This window comes from Iodobacter violaceini (assembly GCF_011601265.1).
Lineage (GTDB): Bacteria > Pseudomonadota > Gammaproteobacteria > Burkholderiales > Chitinibacteraceae > Iodobacter > Iodobacter violaceini.
This window is the reverse complement of the sequence record NZ_JAAOLX010000008.1, coordinates 111,456-127,569: the sequence shown is the minus strand read 5'-3', so window position 1 is coordinate 127,569 and position 16,114 is coordinate 111,456. Positions and strand designations below refer to the sequence as shown.

At 48.9% G+C, this 16,114-nt stretch carries 14 protein-coding genes; 7 read left to right on the top strand and 7 right to left on the bottom strand.

From position 1 onward, the window contains the following. The first annotated feature begins 54 nt into the window (after window positions 1-54). The 7 genes from lepB to HA050_RS15835 all read left to right on the top strand — a co-directional run bounded on the left by lepB (window position 55) and on the right by HA050_RS15835 (window position 6,221). Window positions 55-1,014: a signal peptidase I gene (lepB, locus tag HA050_RS15865; protein WP_099399362.1), complete on the top strand. Its 960-nt coding sequence runs from the start codon at window positions 55-57 to the stop codon at window positions 1,012-1,014. Window positions 1,015-1,025: 11 nt separating this feature from the next. Further along, window positions 1,026-1,400: a DUF4845 domain-containing protein gene (locus HA050_RS15860; protein ID WP_166828217.1), complete on the top strand. Its 375-nt coding sequence runs from the start codon at window positions 1,026-1,028 to the stop codon at window positions 1,398-1,400. Between the two features lie 2 nt (window positions 1,401-1,402). Next, window positions 1,403-2,170, top strand: coding sequence for a ribonuclease III (rnc, locus tag HA050_RS15855; protein ID WP_166828214.1), 768 nt, complete (start codon window positions 1,403-1,405; stop codon window positions 2,168-2,170). After that, window positions 2,167-3,093, top strand: coding sequence for a GTPase Era (gene era / locus HA050_RS15850; RefSeq protein WP_099399359.1), 927 nt, complete (start codon window positions 2,167-2,169; stop codon window positions 3,091-3,093). The genes rnc and era overlap by 4 nt, the downstream gene beginning before the upstream one ends. A 5-nt stretch (window positions 3,094-3,098) precedes the next feature. After that, entirely contained in the window at window positions 3,099-3,812 is a 714-nt protein-coding gene (gene recO / locus HA050_RS15845) for a DNA repair protein RecO (protein ID WP_166828211.1), read from the top strand. A 316-nt stretch (window positions 3,813-4,128) separates the two neighbouring features. Continuing rightward, a complete protein-coding gene (locus HA050_RS15840; protein ID WP_166828208.1) occupies window positions 4,129-4,503 on the top strand; it encodes a SpoIIAA family protein in 375 nt (124 codons plus the stop codon). An 11-nt stretch (window positions 4,504-4,514) separates the two neighbouring features. Beyond that, the gene (locus HA050_RS15835; RefSeq protein ID WP_166828205.1) at window positions 4,515-6,221 is read left to right on the top strand and encodes a cyclic-di-GMP receptor FimW-related protein; all 1,707 of its coding nucleotides are present in this window, start codon (window positions 4,515-4,517) and stop codon (window positions 6,219-6,221) included. Window positions 6,222-6,272: 51 nt separating this feature from the next. Here the strand turns inward: HA050_RS15835 and HA050_RS15830 are convergent, their stop codons facing one another. The 7 genes from HA050_RS15830 to HA050_RS15800 all read right to left on the bottom strand — a co-directional run bounded on the left by HA050_RS15830 (window position 6,273) and on the right by HA050_RS15800 (window position 16,084). Continuing rightward, on the bottom strand, window positions 6,273-8,153 hold the full coding sequence (locus HA050_RS15830) for an MFS transporter (RefSeq protein WP_166828202.1): 1,881 nt from the start codon (window positions 8,151-8,153) through the stop codon (window positions 6,273-6,275). A 172-nt stretch (window positions 8,154-8,325) separates the two neighbouring features. Then, window positions 8,326-9,420: an anhydro-N-acetylmuramic acid kinase gene (locus tag HA050_RS15825; protein WP_205836466.1), complete on the bottom strand. Its 1,095-nt coding sequence runs from the start codon at window positions 9,418-9,420 to the stop codon at window positions 8,326-8,328. 42 nt (window positions 9,421-9,462) lie between these two features. Further along, window positions 9,463-10,788: a M23 family metallopeptidase gene (locus HA050_RS15820; RefSeq protein WP_166828196.1), complete on the bottom strand. Its 1,326-nt coding sequence runs from the start codon at window positions 10,786-10,788 to the stop codon at window positions 9,463-9,465. 561 nt (window positions 10,789-11,349) lie between these two features. Further along, window positions 11,350-12,216: a DUF6999 family protein gene (locus tag HA050_RS15815; RefSeq protein WP_166828193.1), complete on the bottom strand. Its 867-nt coding sequence runs from the start codon at window positions 12,214-12,216 to the stop codon at window positions 11,350-11,352. A 337-nt stretch (window positions 12,217-12,553) separates the two neighbouring features. Next, window positions 12,554-14,419, bottom strand: a complete 1,866-nt coding sequence (locus tag HA050_RS15810) for an iron-containing redox enzyme family protein (RefSeq protein WP_166828190.1) — start codon at window positions 14,417-14,419, stop codon at window positions 12,554-12,556. After that, the gene (locus HA050_RS15805; RefSeq protein WP_166828187.1) at window positions 14,419-15,288 is read right to left on the bottom strand and encodes a fatty acid desaturase; all 870 of its coding nucleotides are present in this window, start codon (window positions 15,286-15,288) and stop codon (window positions 14,419-14,421) included. The genes HA050_RS15810 and HA050_RS15805 overlap by 1 nt, the downstream gene beginning before the upstream one ends. Continuing rightward, window positions 15,278-16,084, bottom strand: coding sequence for a sterol desaturase family protein (locus HA050_RS15800; RefSeq protein WP_205836465.1), 807 nt, complete (start codon window positions 16,082-16,084; stop codon window positions 15,278-15,280). Before HA050_RS15800 ends, HA050_RS15805 begins: the two co-directional genes overlap by 11 nt. Window positions 16,085-16,114: the final 30 nt, after the last annotated feature.

Below are 16,114 nucleotides of genomic sequence, written 5' to 3'. Positions count from 1 at the left end.
ATGCCTTGCCCGAAAACTTTTACCTAAGTACTTAACAAATAAAAAGGAAAACGGATGAACTGGTTGTTTCTCGGGATTGTTTTCGTCATTTTAGGGCCGGTCCTGGTGGGTATTGGCGCCAAGCATGAGCGTAAAGGCAGTGAGCCGCCTTCTTTAGTGCAATACGGCTATCTTTGCGTGGTAATGGGGCTGTTTATTGTGCTGGTGCAATACTGCTCGATTTCTGCGGCGATGCTGATCTTTGTATTGGTGACGGGAGTGATCTGGGGGCTGGACCGGTTTGTCTGGGGGAAAAAGCGCGGTGAAAAACCAGTTGCAGACTGGGTTGAGTACGGTCGCGGCTTCTTCCCGGTATTGCTTGCGGTATTTGTATTGCGCTCTTTTCTGGTTGAGCCGTTTCAAATTCCATCCAGCTCAATGCGCCCGGGTTTAGTGGTGGGCGATTTTATTCTGGTGAATAAATTCGCTTATGGCCTGCGTACTCCCGTGATTAATAATGTAATGATTCCGGTGGGTAAGCCAGAGCATGGCGATGTGATGGTATTTAATTATCCGGAAAATCCTTCACTTAATTATATTAAGCGCGTCATTGGTTTACCGGGCGATACCGTTGAATATCGAAATAAAAAATTAACCATTAATGGGAAGGCGGTTCCAACTGCCGATTTACCCGATCATGAGTATGTTGAGCAGGGTACTTACCTGATTAATAATAAACAGTTTAATGAAAAACTGGGTACGCATGATTATTCAACCTTAGCAATGGCAGACGTGCCATCGGTTAATTTGGGGGAAGTGCGCGATTTTCCATACCGGGAAAATTGCCGCTATGATGAAGAAGGTTTCAGCTGCAAAGTACCTGAAGGCCATTTCTTTATGATGGGCGATAATCGCGATCACAGTGCCGATGGCCGTTATTGGGGTTTTGTTCCTGATAAATACGTGGTGGGTAAAGCTTTTCTTATCTGGCTTAATTTTAAAGATCTGGGGCGCGTTGGCACCTCGATTCGCTAAAGGAATAAATCATGCTTAATCGCCAGCGTGGTGTATCTTTCGGTTCTTTTTTAATGCTTGCAATTGTGGGCTCCGTGATTGCAATTACAGCATTAAAAGTTGTTCCTACTTATCTGGAATTCTTTACTGTAAAAAAAGCCATTGAGCGCACGGTAAGAGAATATGGTGCACAGCAACCCGCAGCAATTCGTGAGGGTTTTATGCGCCAGGCGTCGGTTGATAATATTCGGGATATCAGTGCTGCTGAATTAAAAGTTACTCAGGCAGGCAGTGATACCACGGTAAGTTTAAGCTACGAGCGGGTTGTTCCAATCGTGGGTAATATGAGTCTGTTGTTCGCTTTTGATATCCAAAAATCGAATACGCAGCAAGCTGCGGGTAATTAGTCGTGAGTGTTGTTCTTCCCCCAGAGCGCCTTTTAAGGGTGCTCTCTTATACTTTTAAAGAGCCAAAACTCTTTAAACAAGCTTTAACCCATCGTAGTTTTTCTTCTACGCATAATGAGCGGCTGGAGTTTATTGGCGACGGTATTTTAAATTCGCTGATTGCCCGTGCGCTTTATCTGACGTTTCCTAAGCTGCCTGAGGGTGATTTATCGCGTCTTCGGGCCAGCCTGGTTCGTCAGGAAGCGCTGGCCAGTATTGCCAGCGAGCTTAATTTGGGTGATTTTATCTGGCTTGGTGAAGGCGAGCTGAAAAGTGGCGGTCATCGCCGGCCTTCTATTCTGGCCGATGCACTTGAGGCTATTTTTGGTGCCATCTGGCTGGATGGTGGTTTTGATGCGGCAGATACGGTGGTCAATGCTTTATTTGCTTCCAGGATTGCTGCCATTGATCCGCTGCTTGGTGCAAAAGATGCCAAGACCAGCTTGCAGGAGTGGCTGCAGGCCCGCCGTTATACATTACCGGCGTACACTATTCTCAGGCAGGACGGCGAATCGCCGGATCAGATTTTTGAAGTGAGTTGCTGCATTGCAGAGGCCGAATTGCTGACTAAAGGCGTGGGCACCAGCCGCCGCGCTGCTGAGCAATTGGCGGCTGAATCCGCTCTTGCCATTCTGAGGGAGCAGTTTCCAGGCAAGCATAAAAGCCCGGACAGCGCCCCGTTAAAAAGTAAACACGCTGCCAAGCCGGCAGCAAAAGGTAAACGCGTATGAGCGAGATGGATATCCAAAACGAAGCTGTTGATTTTCGCTGCGGCTTTGTGGCCATTGTGGGCCGGCCTAATGTGGGTAAATCAACACTGTTGAATCAGCTGATTGGTCAGAAAATCAGTATTACTTCACGTAAAGCACAAACTACACGTCATCGTATTACGGGTGTGCATAGCTCTGATACGGCTCAGTTTGTGTTTGTTGACACGCCAGGGTTTCAAACCAAATATCAAAATGCACTTAATCAGGCGATGAATCGCAGCGTCACCAGCACTTTGGCTGATGTCGATGTGATTTTATATGTGATTGAGGCGGGATATTTCAGCGCTGCAGACGAAGAAGTATTAAAGCTATTGCCTGATAATCGCCCTGTGCTGTTAGTGCTCAATAAAATTGACGAGCTGAAAGATAAAAACGAAATGTTCCCGTTTATTGAAGCGATGAATGAGCGTTTTAAATTTCATGCGATTGTGCCTATTTCTGCGCAAAAAAATCTGAGTATTGATGTCTTGCTGAAAGTGGTTGAGCCACTTTTGCCAAAATCAGTGCCTTTGTACGATGTCGATCAGGTAACCGATCGCAACGAGCGCTTTTTAGCCGCTGAAATTATTCGTGAAAAGATTTTCCGCCTGATGGGTGAAGAATTGCCGTACTCCATGACTGTTGAAATCGAAAAGTTTGAAGACGATGAAACCAGAGACGGGCGTGAATTGCGTCGCATCCATGCGGCTGTTTTGGTGGATCGTGACGGGCAAAAAGCCATGCTGATTGGTCAGAATGGTGAAAAGCTCAAGCGCATCGCCACCGAAGCACGTCAGGATATGGAAAAACTCTTTGATGCCAAGGTGTTTTTGGAAGTATGGGTTAAAGTGAAAAGTGGCTGGGCAGATGACACACGTCTTGTCCGTCAGTACGGCTACGAATAAGCACTGTGGCAAGACCTAAGCTACGCATTGATAATCAGGCGGCCTTTGTACTGCATCAGTACCCGTACAAAGAAACCAGCCGCCTGCTGGATGTGTTCAGCCGGGATCATGGCCGCATCATGATGGTGGCCCGGGGTGCCCAACGCCCCGGTTCACAACTCCGCAGTATTCTTCTTGGTTTTCAGCCGGTACTTTTATCCTGGTTTGGCGTGGGTGAGCTTAAAACGCTGCACTCGGCAGACTGGCAGGGCGGTATTCCGCAGCTGAGTGGCCTGCCCTTGCTTTGCGGCTTTTATCTTAACGAGCTGCTTTTACGTCTTTTACCCCGTGATGAATCCCATCCTCTGCTGTTTGCCAGCTATTTTGAGGCGATCAGAGCGCTCTCGGTTCTGCCTGCCAGTGGGGCCGTGGAGCCGGTATTGCGTGAATTTGAGCGCATCCTGCTGGATGAAATGGGCTATGGCGCAGACTGGCTGCATTGTATCGATCAGCCGCTTGAGGCCGGGCAGCGGTATAGCTTTGATCCTACTGAAGGTATCGTCCCTGCGAGGATGAATTATCCGCAATACGACGGCAGTGCTTTATTGGCTTTTGCTGCGGGTGATTACATTCGTGCTGCAGCCCAGGGTAAATTATTGATGAGGCAGGCTTTTTCTGCGGTTTTGGGAGATGCGCCTTTGCATACCCGCCAGCTATTAATTGATTTGCAAAAGTTATAAAAGTCAAAGCACTTGCCATTACATACGCGCAAGTGTTGTTTTATATTCTGTTATCAATTGATGGCTATCAATATAATCAATTACCTATAGTCAAAAATTCAAATTCAGAATGCGTGTTTGCAATTATCATTGCATGATAATTGCCCATGGCAAGGGAAAAAAATAATAAAGGCGGGTAAAGTTGTAAATAGATGGTATAAATAATTAAAATAAATGTAGTCCTTGTCGAAGCAGGGGGAAGCTCAGTAAACTAAGCACAGACTATTGTTTAAAGAGCTGGCATGTATTCGTAAGTTTTCCTTGATGGGAGTACGTGATGATTAGCATTTCACATGAAAATGATTATATTCAGACCGTGGTTTTTGGTGAATTTACCCTGCAGGACTATCGTGAATTTGAGCAGGCCGTTCTTTACCAGTCTGAATTTCACGGACCAGTTGCTTTGTTATTTGATTTACATGAAATGCTGAGCTATACGCTTGACATGGCTTTGGAAGAAATTAAGTTTGTCCGCGAGCATGGGCAAATATTTCAGCGGGTTGCGGTTGTGAGCTCTGACCAGTGGGTGACGTGGTCCGCATGGATAAGCCGTCTGTTTACGGATGCAGAAATTGGCATGTTTACTGATAGTGACGATGCTAAAACTTGGTTGATGGAAGAAACCGACCTCAATGGGGCGACTAATGCCTGACAGGCGATTTTATGCGTAATATTCTCTCTGCTATTTTTTCCAAAGATAAATCGCCATTTGTAAATGCGAAAGCAGCTACAGCGTGGTGCAAACGCCTGCAAGAAATTGATACGCAATCCCAGCAGTTAAAAATTCATGATGCAGTTACTGCCTTTATCAGCGAAGGCAGGGCTGCAACTTCAGATGGCCTGCAGGCATTATTGCTGATCGATGATGCGGCACAATCTTCGTATGATGCTGTTTGTTACCAATATATTGCTAATCCGCGGATGTCTAAAGATATCGAAAGCCGTTTATGGAAGCAAATTACCAGTTTTGCTGCGGATATGTCTTCGGTATATCAGCTGTTTGTTCAGTCAGAAATGGAAGGCAGCAAAAAAGCTGAATTAGCATTGTTAATGCCTAAAGTATTGGCACGCAGCCTGCATTATTTATCCATTCAGGCAAAATGGCATTATTTTCGTTTTGAAAAAGTGCCTCCTAAATTATGGACTCTTTCTCATCAGCTTTATCGCCTTTCTGAAATCGAAGGTTGTGACAGTAATCCTTTCCCTTTGTATCCATCCCATGCAAATGAAGTGACTTCATGCGCAGATGAATATATCCAGATGTTAATGCTGGGCTCTTTATCCAATAATAATTTATCAGTCAGGCAAATTGACTGGGTGGATCACTGGCTGAATCAGTGGTCTAAATTAATTCAATTGTCACGGAAATTCCAGGAAGGCCGCTATCATTTATGTGTGAATTTGCAGGCAGCAGAAGGCGTGCAAAAAATTCAGGCAGAAAGCGAGGGTGAGCCATTCAGATACTGGGGTTTGCATGATTTAATGCATGAATTAGAAGATACTTTGCGCAGGCTGGAAAATGGTGCTACGCCCCGTGATTTGGGAATGGGGAAGGAGTGTCCGGCTCCACTTGCTGTTGAGCTGCTTAAACACCTCGATCTTTTCTGGCTGATGAGTATCCGCAACAGCGTGGTGCAAAGAAGTGAGCGTAAAAAGGTTGCGAAAATAGCTGATATCATTTCCGGTCTTGATTCAATTATTGCGCATGTGCGTTTGGATAATGATAAAAATACCCGCAGAAATGCGGGCGATGACCGTGGCAAAGTCGATTATGATGAAATCATGGATATGCGTCTCTATGGTTTTGTTTCTACCCGCACAAAAGAAAAGGGCGCACCATCTAAAGCGGTTGAGAATAAACCGCATGACTGGCAGGTCTGGAATATAGAGAATGAAAGTGTGGGGGGGTATGGTGCCGTTGTTCATCTTTCAGAAAATGAGTGGATCAGGCCGGGTTTATTATTGGCAAATCGCTTAGGGCGAAATGAGAATTGGCATTTAGGCGTCATTCGCCGTTTAAATCGCCTGGGGGATGATGAGGTTTATGTGGGCATTCAATCGCTTGCGGCTACACCCATTGCGGTTAGTTTATATCTGGAGAAAGAAGAGCGCCGCGAACACATTTCTTTAGCTGCAGATTCCACCCTGGGGGTTGCTGATTTGCCGCATGTGCGTACTGCACTCTATTTGCCGCATCAAATGGATGGTAAAAATGTGAATACGCTGATTTTGCATTCTGCTGATTATGGCACGGATAAAATTTATCGTGTTCAGGCGCGTGAACGGGTGTTTATGGTGCGCCTTGGCTCTGTGATTGAAAAAGGTGTGGATTGGATTTGGGTGACTGTTTTTGTGATAAGCCAGGAATAAGCATTGAATTTTAAATAAAAAAACAGCCAGAGAATTTCTCTGGCTGTTTTTTTATTTCCAGTCGGCGCGTAATATTCTGACTTGTTGCTCTAAATATTGACGGCTTGCCAGCTCAGCCGGTACAGGCTCGCCAACCATAAAGCCAATTTTGGCCCAGATGCTGCGTGGCATCTTCATCATGGCTGCGCCATCTTTGCGGCTGAAAAAGCTTCCCCATAAACCTTGCAATGCAATGGGCACAACGGGAACGGGAGTGCGCTTAATAATTTCATCAATGCCGGGCTTAAAGGTATTGATCTCACCAGTATGAGTGATTTTACCTTCAGGAAAAATACAAATGATTTCACCATCATTTAAGTATTCAGCCACTTTATTAAAAGCCTGTTCCTTCATGTTTGGATCTTCACGCATGGGGGCAATAGGAATAGTGCCCGCCGTGCGGAATATAAAATTCAGCACCGGAATTTTAAAAATACGGTGGTCCATGACAAAGCGCACAGGGCGGCGTATGGCGCCCGCAATAATCATGGCATCCATAAAGCTCACATGATTGCAGACTAATACGCACGGGCCTTTTTCAGGGATATTATCCAGGCCCTGATGGCGGACGCGATACAGCGTGTGCGTCATGACCCACACCAGGAAGCGCATCATAAATTCTGGAATCAGTGTGTAGATATAAATAGATACGCCGATATTCATCAGCGCAACAATTAATAATAATCCGCGTATGGATACGCCATTGCTTAGCAGGGCAATGCTGACACCGGCAGCCACCACCATAAACAGCGAATTCAGAATATTATTGGCGGCAATAGCCCGCGATGTGAATTCTTTCTCTGTGCGCATTTGCACCAACGCATAGAGCGGCACAATAAATAAACCACCAAAGACGCCCATCAGGGCAATGTCGGCCATAATGCGCCAGTGGGAGGCCAGGCTGATAAATTCGGATAAAGAGTAATGCGTTCCTGAGGGGTGGCCAATGGCAAAGAAGAGGTCAATGCCAAAGAAAGAAAGTCCTAAAGAACCAAATGGTACCAGGCCCAGCTCAATTTTCCGCCCGGAAAGCTGCTCGCAAAGCACAGAGCCTAAACCTACGCCAATCGAAAAGAGGGCCACAAGCAGGGTATAAACTGCGGCATCACCACCTAAAATATTTTTGGATAAGCTGGGAAGCTGGGTTAAATAAACTGCACCAAAAAACCAGAACCACGAAATACCTAACAAGCTGTTAAATACCGTTTTATTCTCTTTGACATGCTTAATAATTTGCCATGTTTCGACAAATACATTCCAGTTGATTTTAAGGTCTTTAACAGGGGCTGGCGCTGCAGGCATGCTTCTGCTGCTGATCCAGCCTAAAATGGCGACGCCAAGACAAGCCCAGATAATTAAAGATTCACCATGCGGCTGGTGTTGAATAATCATGGTGCCGGCAATTTGCCCCAAAAGAATAGCCACAAAAGTGCCCATTTCAATCAGACCGTTTCCGCCTAATAATTCCTGGTCTTTTAAATATTGCGGCAATATGGAGTATTTTAATGGGCCGAATAGTGCTGAATGAACGCCCATCATAAATAAGCAGCCCATCAGTATGGCAGCATCTTTTTGCCAGAAGCCTATGCCGGCCGCCAGCATAATGGCAATCTCAAGCAGCTTTACCCATTGTGCAACACGGGCTTTATCGTATTTTTCTGCTAATTGCCCTGCAAATGAAGAAAATAGAAAAAAAGGCAGAATAAAAATACCTGCAGCGGCATTGACCAGTGCATTAGCGCTTAGCCCTGCTGCGGATAATCCATGAAATGTGATCATCACCAATAAGGCATTTTTAAATAAATTGTCATTAAATGCGCCCAGGGATTGCGTAATAAAGAGGGGCAGGAAACGACGTGACTTCAGAAGATCGAACTGGTTTGTCTGGTGCATAAAATCTTATCCGCAGGGAATTTCGCCCAAGTCTAACCGAGAAGGGGGTGTTATAGAACGGCTTTTTTTGCTTGTGGTTTGAATCTGCTCTTTTTATTCCGTTTTATGCGCGGTAAAGCGTGCAAAACCCTGCTTAAGTCTTTGAATCTGAGGGGCTTATGGGGTGTTGTGCTTATGCGGGCCAAATTGCCCCGAGTATGCGTAAGCCCCGAGCGCCGGTTACGCCGGGAAGGTTGGCGGGCTGACGATCCAGACAGCACTTTGCCAGCCAGGCAAAGGCGTAGGTTTCCATCCAGTCTGGCGCAACACCCAGTGCTGCCGTGGTGGTGATTTGGGTTTGTGGCAGCTCCAGGGCCAGCATGCGCATCAGTGTTGGGTTGTGTGCGCCGCCGCCGCAGACATAAAGCGTGCTGATCTCATCTGCCCTGAGCGTATCGGCAATGCTGCGGGCGCTGAGGGCGCAGAGCGTGGCTTGTACATCACAGGGGGCATCACTGCGCTGGCTTAGATGCATATCAAGCCAGTTTTGATGAAATAAATCCCTGCCTGTGCTTTTTGGGGCTTTGAGGGAGAAGTAGGGGTCTTGCAAAAATTGCGCAAGTAAATCCGGCAAGACTTGCCCGCTGGCCGCCCATGCGCCGTCTTTGTCGTAACGCAGGCCCTGATGCCGGTGAATCCATAAATCCATCAGTACATTGCCCGGCCCTGTATCAAAGCCGCAGGCAGACTGTTGAGGGATGAGCAGGGAGATATTGGCGATGCCGCCGATATTGACCAAGGCGCGTTTTTGCGTGGAGCTGGCAAACAGTGCCTGATGAAACGCGGGCACCAGTGGCGCACCTTGCCCGCCCGCAGCCACATCGCGCGATCTGAAATCCCCTGCCACACTGATGCCAGTTTTTTCGGCCAGGCGGGCGTGGTTGCCAATTTGCAGGGTGTAGCCACATTCCGGCCGGTGGCGGATGGTTTGGCCGTGATTGCCGATGGCCTCGATATCGCTGGCAGCATAGCCTGCCTCTGTTAACAGGGCATGGATGGCTTCGGCGCAGGCATCAGAATGATCGTTGGCTGCCAGCTGAGCCAAGTGCAGCTCGTTGGGCTGAGGCGATTGCAGGGCAAGCAACCGGCTGCGCAGATCATCGCTTAATGGCGTGCCCCGGGCTGCAATCAAACGGGGCGGCGTGCTGGAAAAATCCACCAGAGCGGCATCAATGCCATCAAGACTGGTACCTGTCATTAAACCTAAAAATAGCCGTTGCCCGTTCAATTTATGATCTCTGTTATGTGTTCTTTGATGTGAATTGCATATTTATTCGGCCCGGGCCTGCTCAATTCTTTGCAAGAAAGCCAGCTGGTTCCTGGTTTGAGCCGCGATAGGCTGAAAATGTGCCAAGTAGCGGCTTTCAATGGGTTTTGCTGTCGGCAGCTTCAGTGCAATCGGGTCAACCTGCTGGCCGTTTACTTTAAATTCGTAATGCAGGTGCGGGCCTGTCACACGGCCAGTTGCCCCCACAAGGCCAATGACTTCGCCCTGTTTGATCTTAGAACCTTGCTTTAAGCCCGGAGTAAATGCCGACATATGCGCATACAGCGTGCTGTATTTGCCATCATGGTTAATTTCAATATGCTTACCGTAACCGCTATTGTCCTGAGTGATTTTGCTGATTACCCCATCTGCGGTGGACATAATCTTGGTGCCGGTGGACGCCGCAAAATCGATGCCTTTATGTTGGCGCCATGATTTTAACACGGGATGAAAGCGCAGCTTAAAGCCTGAGCTGATACGGGAAAATTCAACCGGGTTTTTCAGGAAAGATTGCTTAAGGCTATTGCCATCCGGCGTGTAATACGCACCTTCTGTGCTGCCCGGCGGGGTATACCAGAGTGCCTGCAGTGTTTTGTTTTTATCGCTGAATTCAGCAGCCAGGATTTTCCCTGTTTTAATTTCAACTCCGTCGTGGGTAAAGCTTTCATAGACTACGCTGAAGCGGTCACCTTTTTGCAAGCCACGGTGAAAATCAATTTGGCCGGAGAAAATATCGATTAATTGCCGGGTGACATCGTCAGGAATATTCAGCTGATCGGTGCTGGCGTAAAACGAGCTATTAATCGTACCGGATTTAACCACCGTGTGCTGCTGGGTAGTGGCCTCATCAATGCTGGCTTTAAAGCCATCTTTTTGCCGGGTGATTTTGATTTCCTGGCTTTTATTGTTGAGATAATTCAGCTCAAGCAAGGCACCAGAGCGCTCTGTTTTAGCACGCAGGCTGCGCCCGGTATGCAGCTCATACAGCGATCTGGCAACTGGATCGGTTTTGATAAACTGGCTGGCTTCTTTGTCGTCCACATTCAGCCGGTTAAGCACTGCTGACAAGGTGTCACCTGCGCGAATGACGTCTTCGTGCCAGATGGGGCTGTCACTTTGGGCGAACGATAAGGGCGGCGTTGCAATCAGCTCGGTTTGGGTATTGAGCGTGATTTCTTCCTTTGGCCCAAACTCTGCCACACCATAGGCGGTAAGAGTAATGCAGGAGGGAATCAATACAATAAGCCAACTGCGTGAAATAAAGCGGGGTGTGATGCTGGCAGAGCGGGTACTTATTCTTTTAACAAAATCCTGAATCATTCGAGGCATAGGATGACCGATAAAATGCACTGGCTATCTGGGTAGCAGGGCGTTCGTTATAAGAAGAAAGGGCGGTTTGATCCGGTTTCATACGTCTGACAGACTGCCTGGTATCGCATCAGCTGGCGGCACGATCACCTTGCCGGCGCCTGTTTTTCCGCGTTGCTGACCCGCTTTATGGGCATTGCACGGTAAATTTGGCGCCGGTGAGTGGTTTGCCCGCTTAAACAGCTTAAGGCCGGCAGGCTGCAAGGGTGAATGGCTGGAGTAACGCAGGCAGACAGGTTTTATCTGATTTTTGTTACAGAACAGTCTTAAATTCGACCGGCTGCCAGCATAACAGAATGCTAATTTTCGTCAAACTTCCTTTATTAACATTGGTTTAGCGTAATAATTACACTTAAAAATATGAACTGAATTTTGCTTCCATGATGATATCGAAAAGATGTCGCATGATGTTGGAATCCCTTTCGTTCAGCTGCCGGTAGTCTCAAAGAGCATGTTTTTTAGCCCGTGGTGTGGCTTGCTTTGTCAGAAATAATGACGTTAGCAAGAAAAAGTATCATGCCCTCAGGTTTGGGCATGTTTCATCTGGCTAAGCAGGCAATGCAGCATTTCGGTTGATAGCCCATGTAAAACCAGCCGGTGGCCTGCGTGTAAGGTCGAGAGTGGAACCAGCGGGTGCTTATTATTTAAAAGTAATAAATGCTGTGGCGTATTGAGCAGGGTGGCGACATAGACGCCCATGGTTTCATCCATTTGCAGCGAGTTGGCCGCGCGCCAGAAGTCGTTATCTGTAAGGAACAGCTGATAGACCGGTGTGAATATTTCGATCGCAGTTTGTACATCTATCCAGTTTAAGCGCCCCTGCGGCATGGTTTTTAGCGCCAGAGGTGGTTCGTTGATCATGCTGAAATCAATATTTGCAACGGCCGCGAGCGTTTTGTCTTCATCGCGCAAGGCTTGGTTCAGTCGGATGATAAAGTTGAACAGGTTTAAATCGTGTTTCAGAAATAGTTCATCAGTAAGATCATCTACCGTCAGTGGCCGCAGCGATGAAAGCGGTACGCTGACGGGGGCATTGCGCTCGATAAATTCAATAATCTGCGCGCCTAAATGAAAATGCCGCAGGATCAGCCAGTTGGCCTCGGGGGATACAAAGCCCTTTAGCCCCCGGACCAAAATACGGTGCAGCATTCTGGAGGCAGACCAGTGCTTGGGCAGAATGACTTTTAAAACCTGAATCAGAATCATGCAAAGCCGGGCTAGCGGGCGCACAAAGGGCAGCAGATACTGGCGCGAAGGCGAGGCCAGCTCGCATAACCAGGCGCGTTTGACATGATCGGGCAGCGGGGTACTTTGATCCAGATACATGGCAAGCCAAGGGTTAGGATCGCGTGGGTCGTGGGCGGCTTGTAAGAAGTCGTCTTTAGGCATGGGCGGTTTCCGGTTTTGGGGTGGAGGTTCGAATACGGAGCATTTGAGATAAATGACTGCTCTTACCTCAAATGCACAAGCAAATTCAAAAAGATTATTTTTGGTGCCTTCGGCTCGGTGTTTAGGTGCGGCATCCCCGCGAAGTATTTAATTTCTGAACGGCCAGAAATCCTGGTACGCAAAGAAGGCTGCCCCAACCAGCACGAAGGCCCCGTGCCACTCGCAGTGTTGAATGTCCAGAGTCTCCGGGCTTCAAAAATCCTTAAAACCTAATGGAAAATATCTTAATTCAAAGCCTGTTTTTCTCCGTGAAACTCCGTGTTTCAAGATATGGGTTTTACTCAATATGCTCAAACTGCATTAAATAAAGCTGTGCGCAGCGTTTGGCGGTGTTGAGTATGGCGTGAGCTGCTTTGGGATCGATGGCGAGGGTGATTTCTACGGCAGCCAGCCAGCGGGCCAGGTGGTGTTCGTCATTGCTGCCGTGATATTCCAAGAATTTAAAGGCTTGTGGTGGCAGGGCTACTTGCTGGCGCAGCATGGGCAAGAGCGCAGGTACGATGCGCTGGCCGGTGCCTTCGATGATATAAATTGCGCCCAACAGGCCAATGGGGTTGGGGGTGGCTGCAAGGGTGTGCAGATAGCTGTTGAGCGCTTCGCCACCGGGGTTGCGTTTCAGTGCGGCCAGCGGCAGCTCGCCGCCAGCGGCTTGGTAGTCCTGATACAGGATTTCAAAATCGTGTTGTTCGTCATCGGCGTGCAGCTCAATCAGGCTGCGGAGTGGGGCAAAGTCGCCGCTTAATGAGGCGGCCGCTTCTCTCATCCACAAGCTGCCTTCGCGTACTTGTGGCACCCAAGCGGCGGTCCAGTTGCGGTAGCTTGCAACATCAAAACGTTGGCTTACCAGTTGTGATATCACAGGGCTGCGCCAGACTTGCGAGCGATAGTCCTGCCAGAGGCTGGCTAGCTGAGTGAGCAGGGGTTGCAGCGCAAGTGGGGCATTTGCTGCCTGATGCGGCGCTGGGATATCTGGATCGAAGGTGCGAGTGGGGGCGATGGCGGGAGCGACAGGCTGGCTGCTGCTGCCTTCATCGGCCACTTCAAACAACATATACGCCGCGCTGATTCGTCCTGATTCCGGGATAAAACAGAAAATCTTTTCACCGGCTTTAAGCGGCTTGGTTTGTAAAAAATCGGCCAGCATAATAAAAATAGACGCCGCACCTGTGTTGCCGCGCGTTGCCAGATTGCTATACCAGCGCTCTGGCGGGATGCTCAGCCCTGCTTTGGCGAGTAAATCCTCAACCACCGGCATAAATTTAGCTGATGAGTAATGGCAAAGAAAATGGTCGATATCGCTCGATTTAATCCAGCCTTCATTAACCAGTTTTACATACTCATGAATACACACATCAAACAGCTGCGGCAGCATGCGGATATCCTGGCGCAGCGACATCGCGCCTGCTGCTTCGGCCTCGCCAGAAGAAGCAAAATCGAGGAACGACTGACTGCGGTCTTCCGTCAGCCCCAGCTGCATGCACACCGGATAATCGCCAGAAAAGCTTTTTTGATGTATCCATTTAAGCTTGATATTCAGCCCTGCCTTGGGCTGGCGGCTAAGTAGCAGCGCGCCTGCGCCGTCGGATAGCATCCAGCGCAAAAAGTGTGCGTCAAAATCACTTTGGTAGCCGCGCGGGGCAAAGCGGCTTTTTTTGAACATGCGCGATGGCATTTCGGCGGCTACAGCCAGTGCTTGCTGATGAGCGCCAAGCTCAATCGCTTGCGCAGCAAATTCAATCGCGCTGACGCCTGCCGCACATACGCCCTGGCAGGAAACGGTTTGCATCGGTGGCGCAGCCAGCTCACCCTGAATCATGTTGGCAAAGCCCGGCATCAGCGCGTCGCCGCCCGATGAGCCTACGGCCAGCAAGCTCACTTTATCCAGCGATACTTGTGCTTTGTCTAAACACTGATGCACTGCGGTTGCCGCCATCCGTGCGTGGTTCTCAACAGTTTGGCCCTGTGCATCAATGCCGTAATGCCGTGTCTGGATGCCGTTTTCAGCCAGAATGCGGCTTTTGATGCGCATGGAAATACGGTTGATGGGTGCAATATAGGCATCCATTTCTTCGTTGCTGATGGCTGGCCCCGGCAGATGCAGCCCTGCTGCGGCAAGGTAAACATGTTCAAACTGAATAGGCATCAGGATTCCTTAGTGGGTTTCATCAGGCTATGGCTACGCCAGCGCGGGAAAACAGGGCTTAGAAAATAGCTGCGGCACATATACCAGAGCAGCGGGCCGGCATTCAGGCGGGGGTCGACCTGATCACGATATTGCAGATGGAGTTGGGTGAGTGCCGACCAGTGCGCGCGCGGGTGGCGATGATGCGCCGTATGCAGGCCAATATTAAACAGCAGCGGGTTCACCCAGCCTTCAAAATTGCGGGCAAAGTTAATTGGCGAGTTGCCGTCGGCGTGGGCGTGTTGCAGGTAATTGGTGGCGAGCAGCCAGTGCAGGCCATAGAGCTGCGGTAGTAAGACAAAAATAAGAAACTTCTGCCAGTTAAGCCAGGCCAGAATACCCCAGAGCAAGAGTACGGCGGCGTATTGACGCAGACAGTAATAAAATACGCCAGAATGCCGCTGTTTTAAGCCCAATAGCCAGTTTATAAACAGTGGGTAAAGCACGATCGTGGCTTGCAGTGGATGTAATAGGTAGCCAGTCAGGTTGTTGCTGTCGCCGCCAAAGCGATAAGTGCGCGCTACGTCTTTGGGGCCGTGGCGATAGCGGTGATGATTGCAGATATGCGCCGGATAAAACACAAAGGTGGGGTGGCCCTGCAAGAGCGTGATCCAGAAATCGCTGGCCCGGTTGAGGCATTTGCTGTGCCACATCCGCAGATGGGTGTGATTATGGTGAATAACGCTGATGCCCAGTGTGAGAAAAAGCATCAGGGCGAAAAGAGCCAGGTTGATTAAAGTACCCACCCCGGTGCGCCATAGCCAGACCACCAGCAGCGGCTGCAGGATGAGATAAAGCACGCTTTGCCAGTCGCGCTGATTACGCAGCATGGCGTTTAATCTGCTTATCGGCGGCATCCGGTGGCAGGGCGGTGTTTAACAGGCGGTCCATAAAAGGAAACATAAAGCCGTAATTGCCATGAAAACAAGCATGGTGCAAATGATGGCGGCGCGCGCCATTAAGCCACCAGCGATCATGATGGGCATCGGGCAGAAAATCGTAATTGGAATGGCCGATATTATTAAAAATAATACTGAAAACAGGCACCGCCGCGAGTGAATAAATCGAGAAATCATGGACCAGCATCGGCAGCATAATCACATTACCCAGCATGATGGCTTCGATGGGGTGAAAGCTATAGGTTGACCAGGGGGTCGTGACAATTGAGCGGTGGTGGGGCAGATGAAAATGCTTTAGCCAGCGGGTGTGCAGCAGGCGGTGGTTGAGATAAAAATGGATTTCATTCCAGATGATTAAGGTGCTGATTTCAATGGCTAACTGTACCGCCGGTGCCTGCAAGGCCAGGTGTGCCCAGCCCAGCTGCAATAAGCCCCACGGGAAAATCATTCCCGTGCCAAATAAAAAAACAGAGAGCAGTGAAAGGCTCAGCTCGCGGCGCAGTTGCTCGGGCCCTTGAGGGCGGGGGTCAAGTACATGGCCATAGGCGATTTTTGGCAGCAGCCAATGGCTTAAAAACCAGGTCAGCCCTCCAAAGCCAAAATACAGCGCGGCAAAAAACAGCACGCCAACGCCCATGATTTCGTGCCACTGAGTAGTCAGAATAAATTCGCGCACATTGTGACAAGGAAAGAGTGATAAATGATTGTATGCTAATTGGCTGGCCATTCACACTGAAGCGTCTGATTTTTCTGTGTA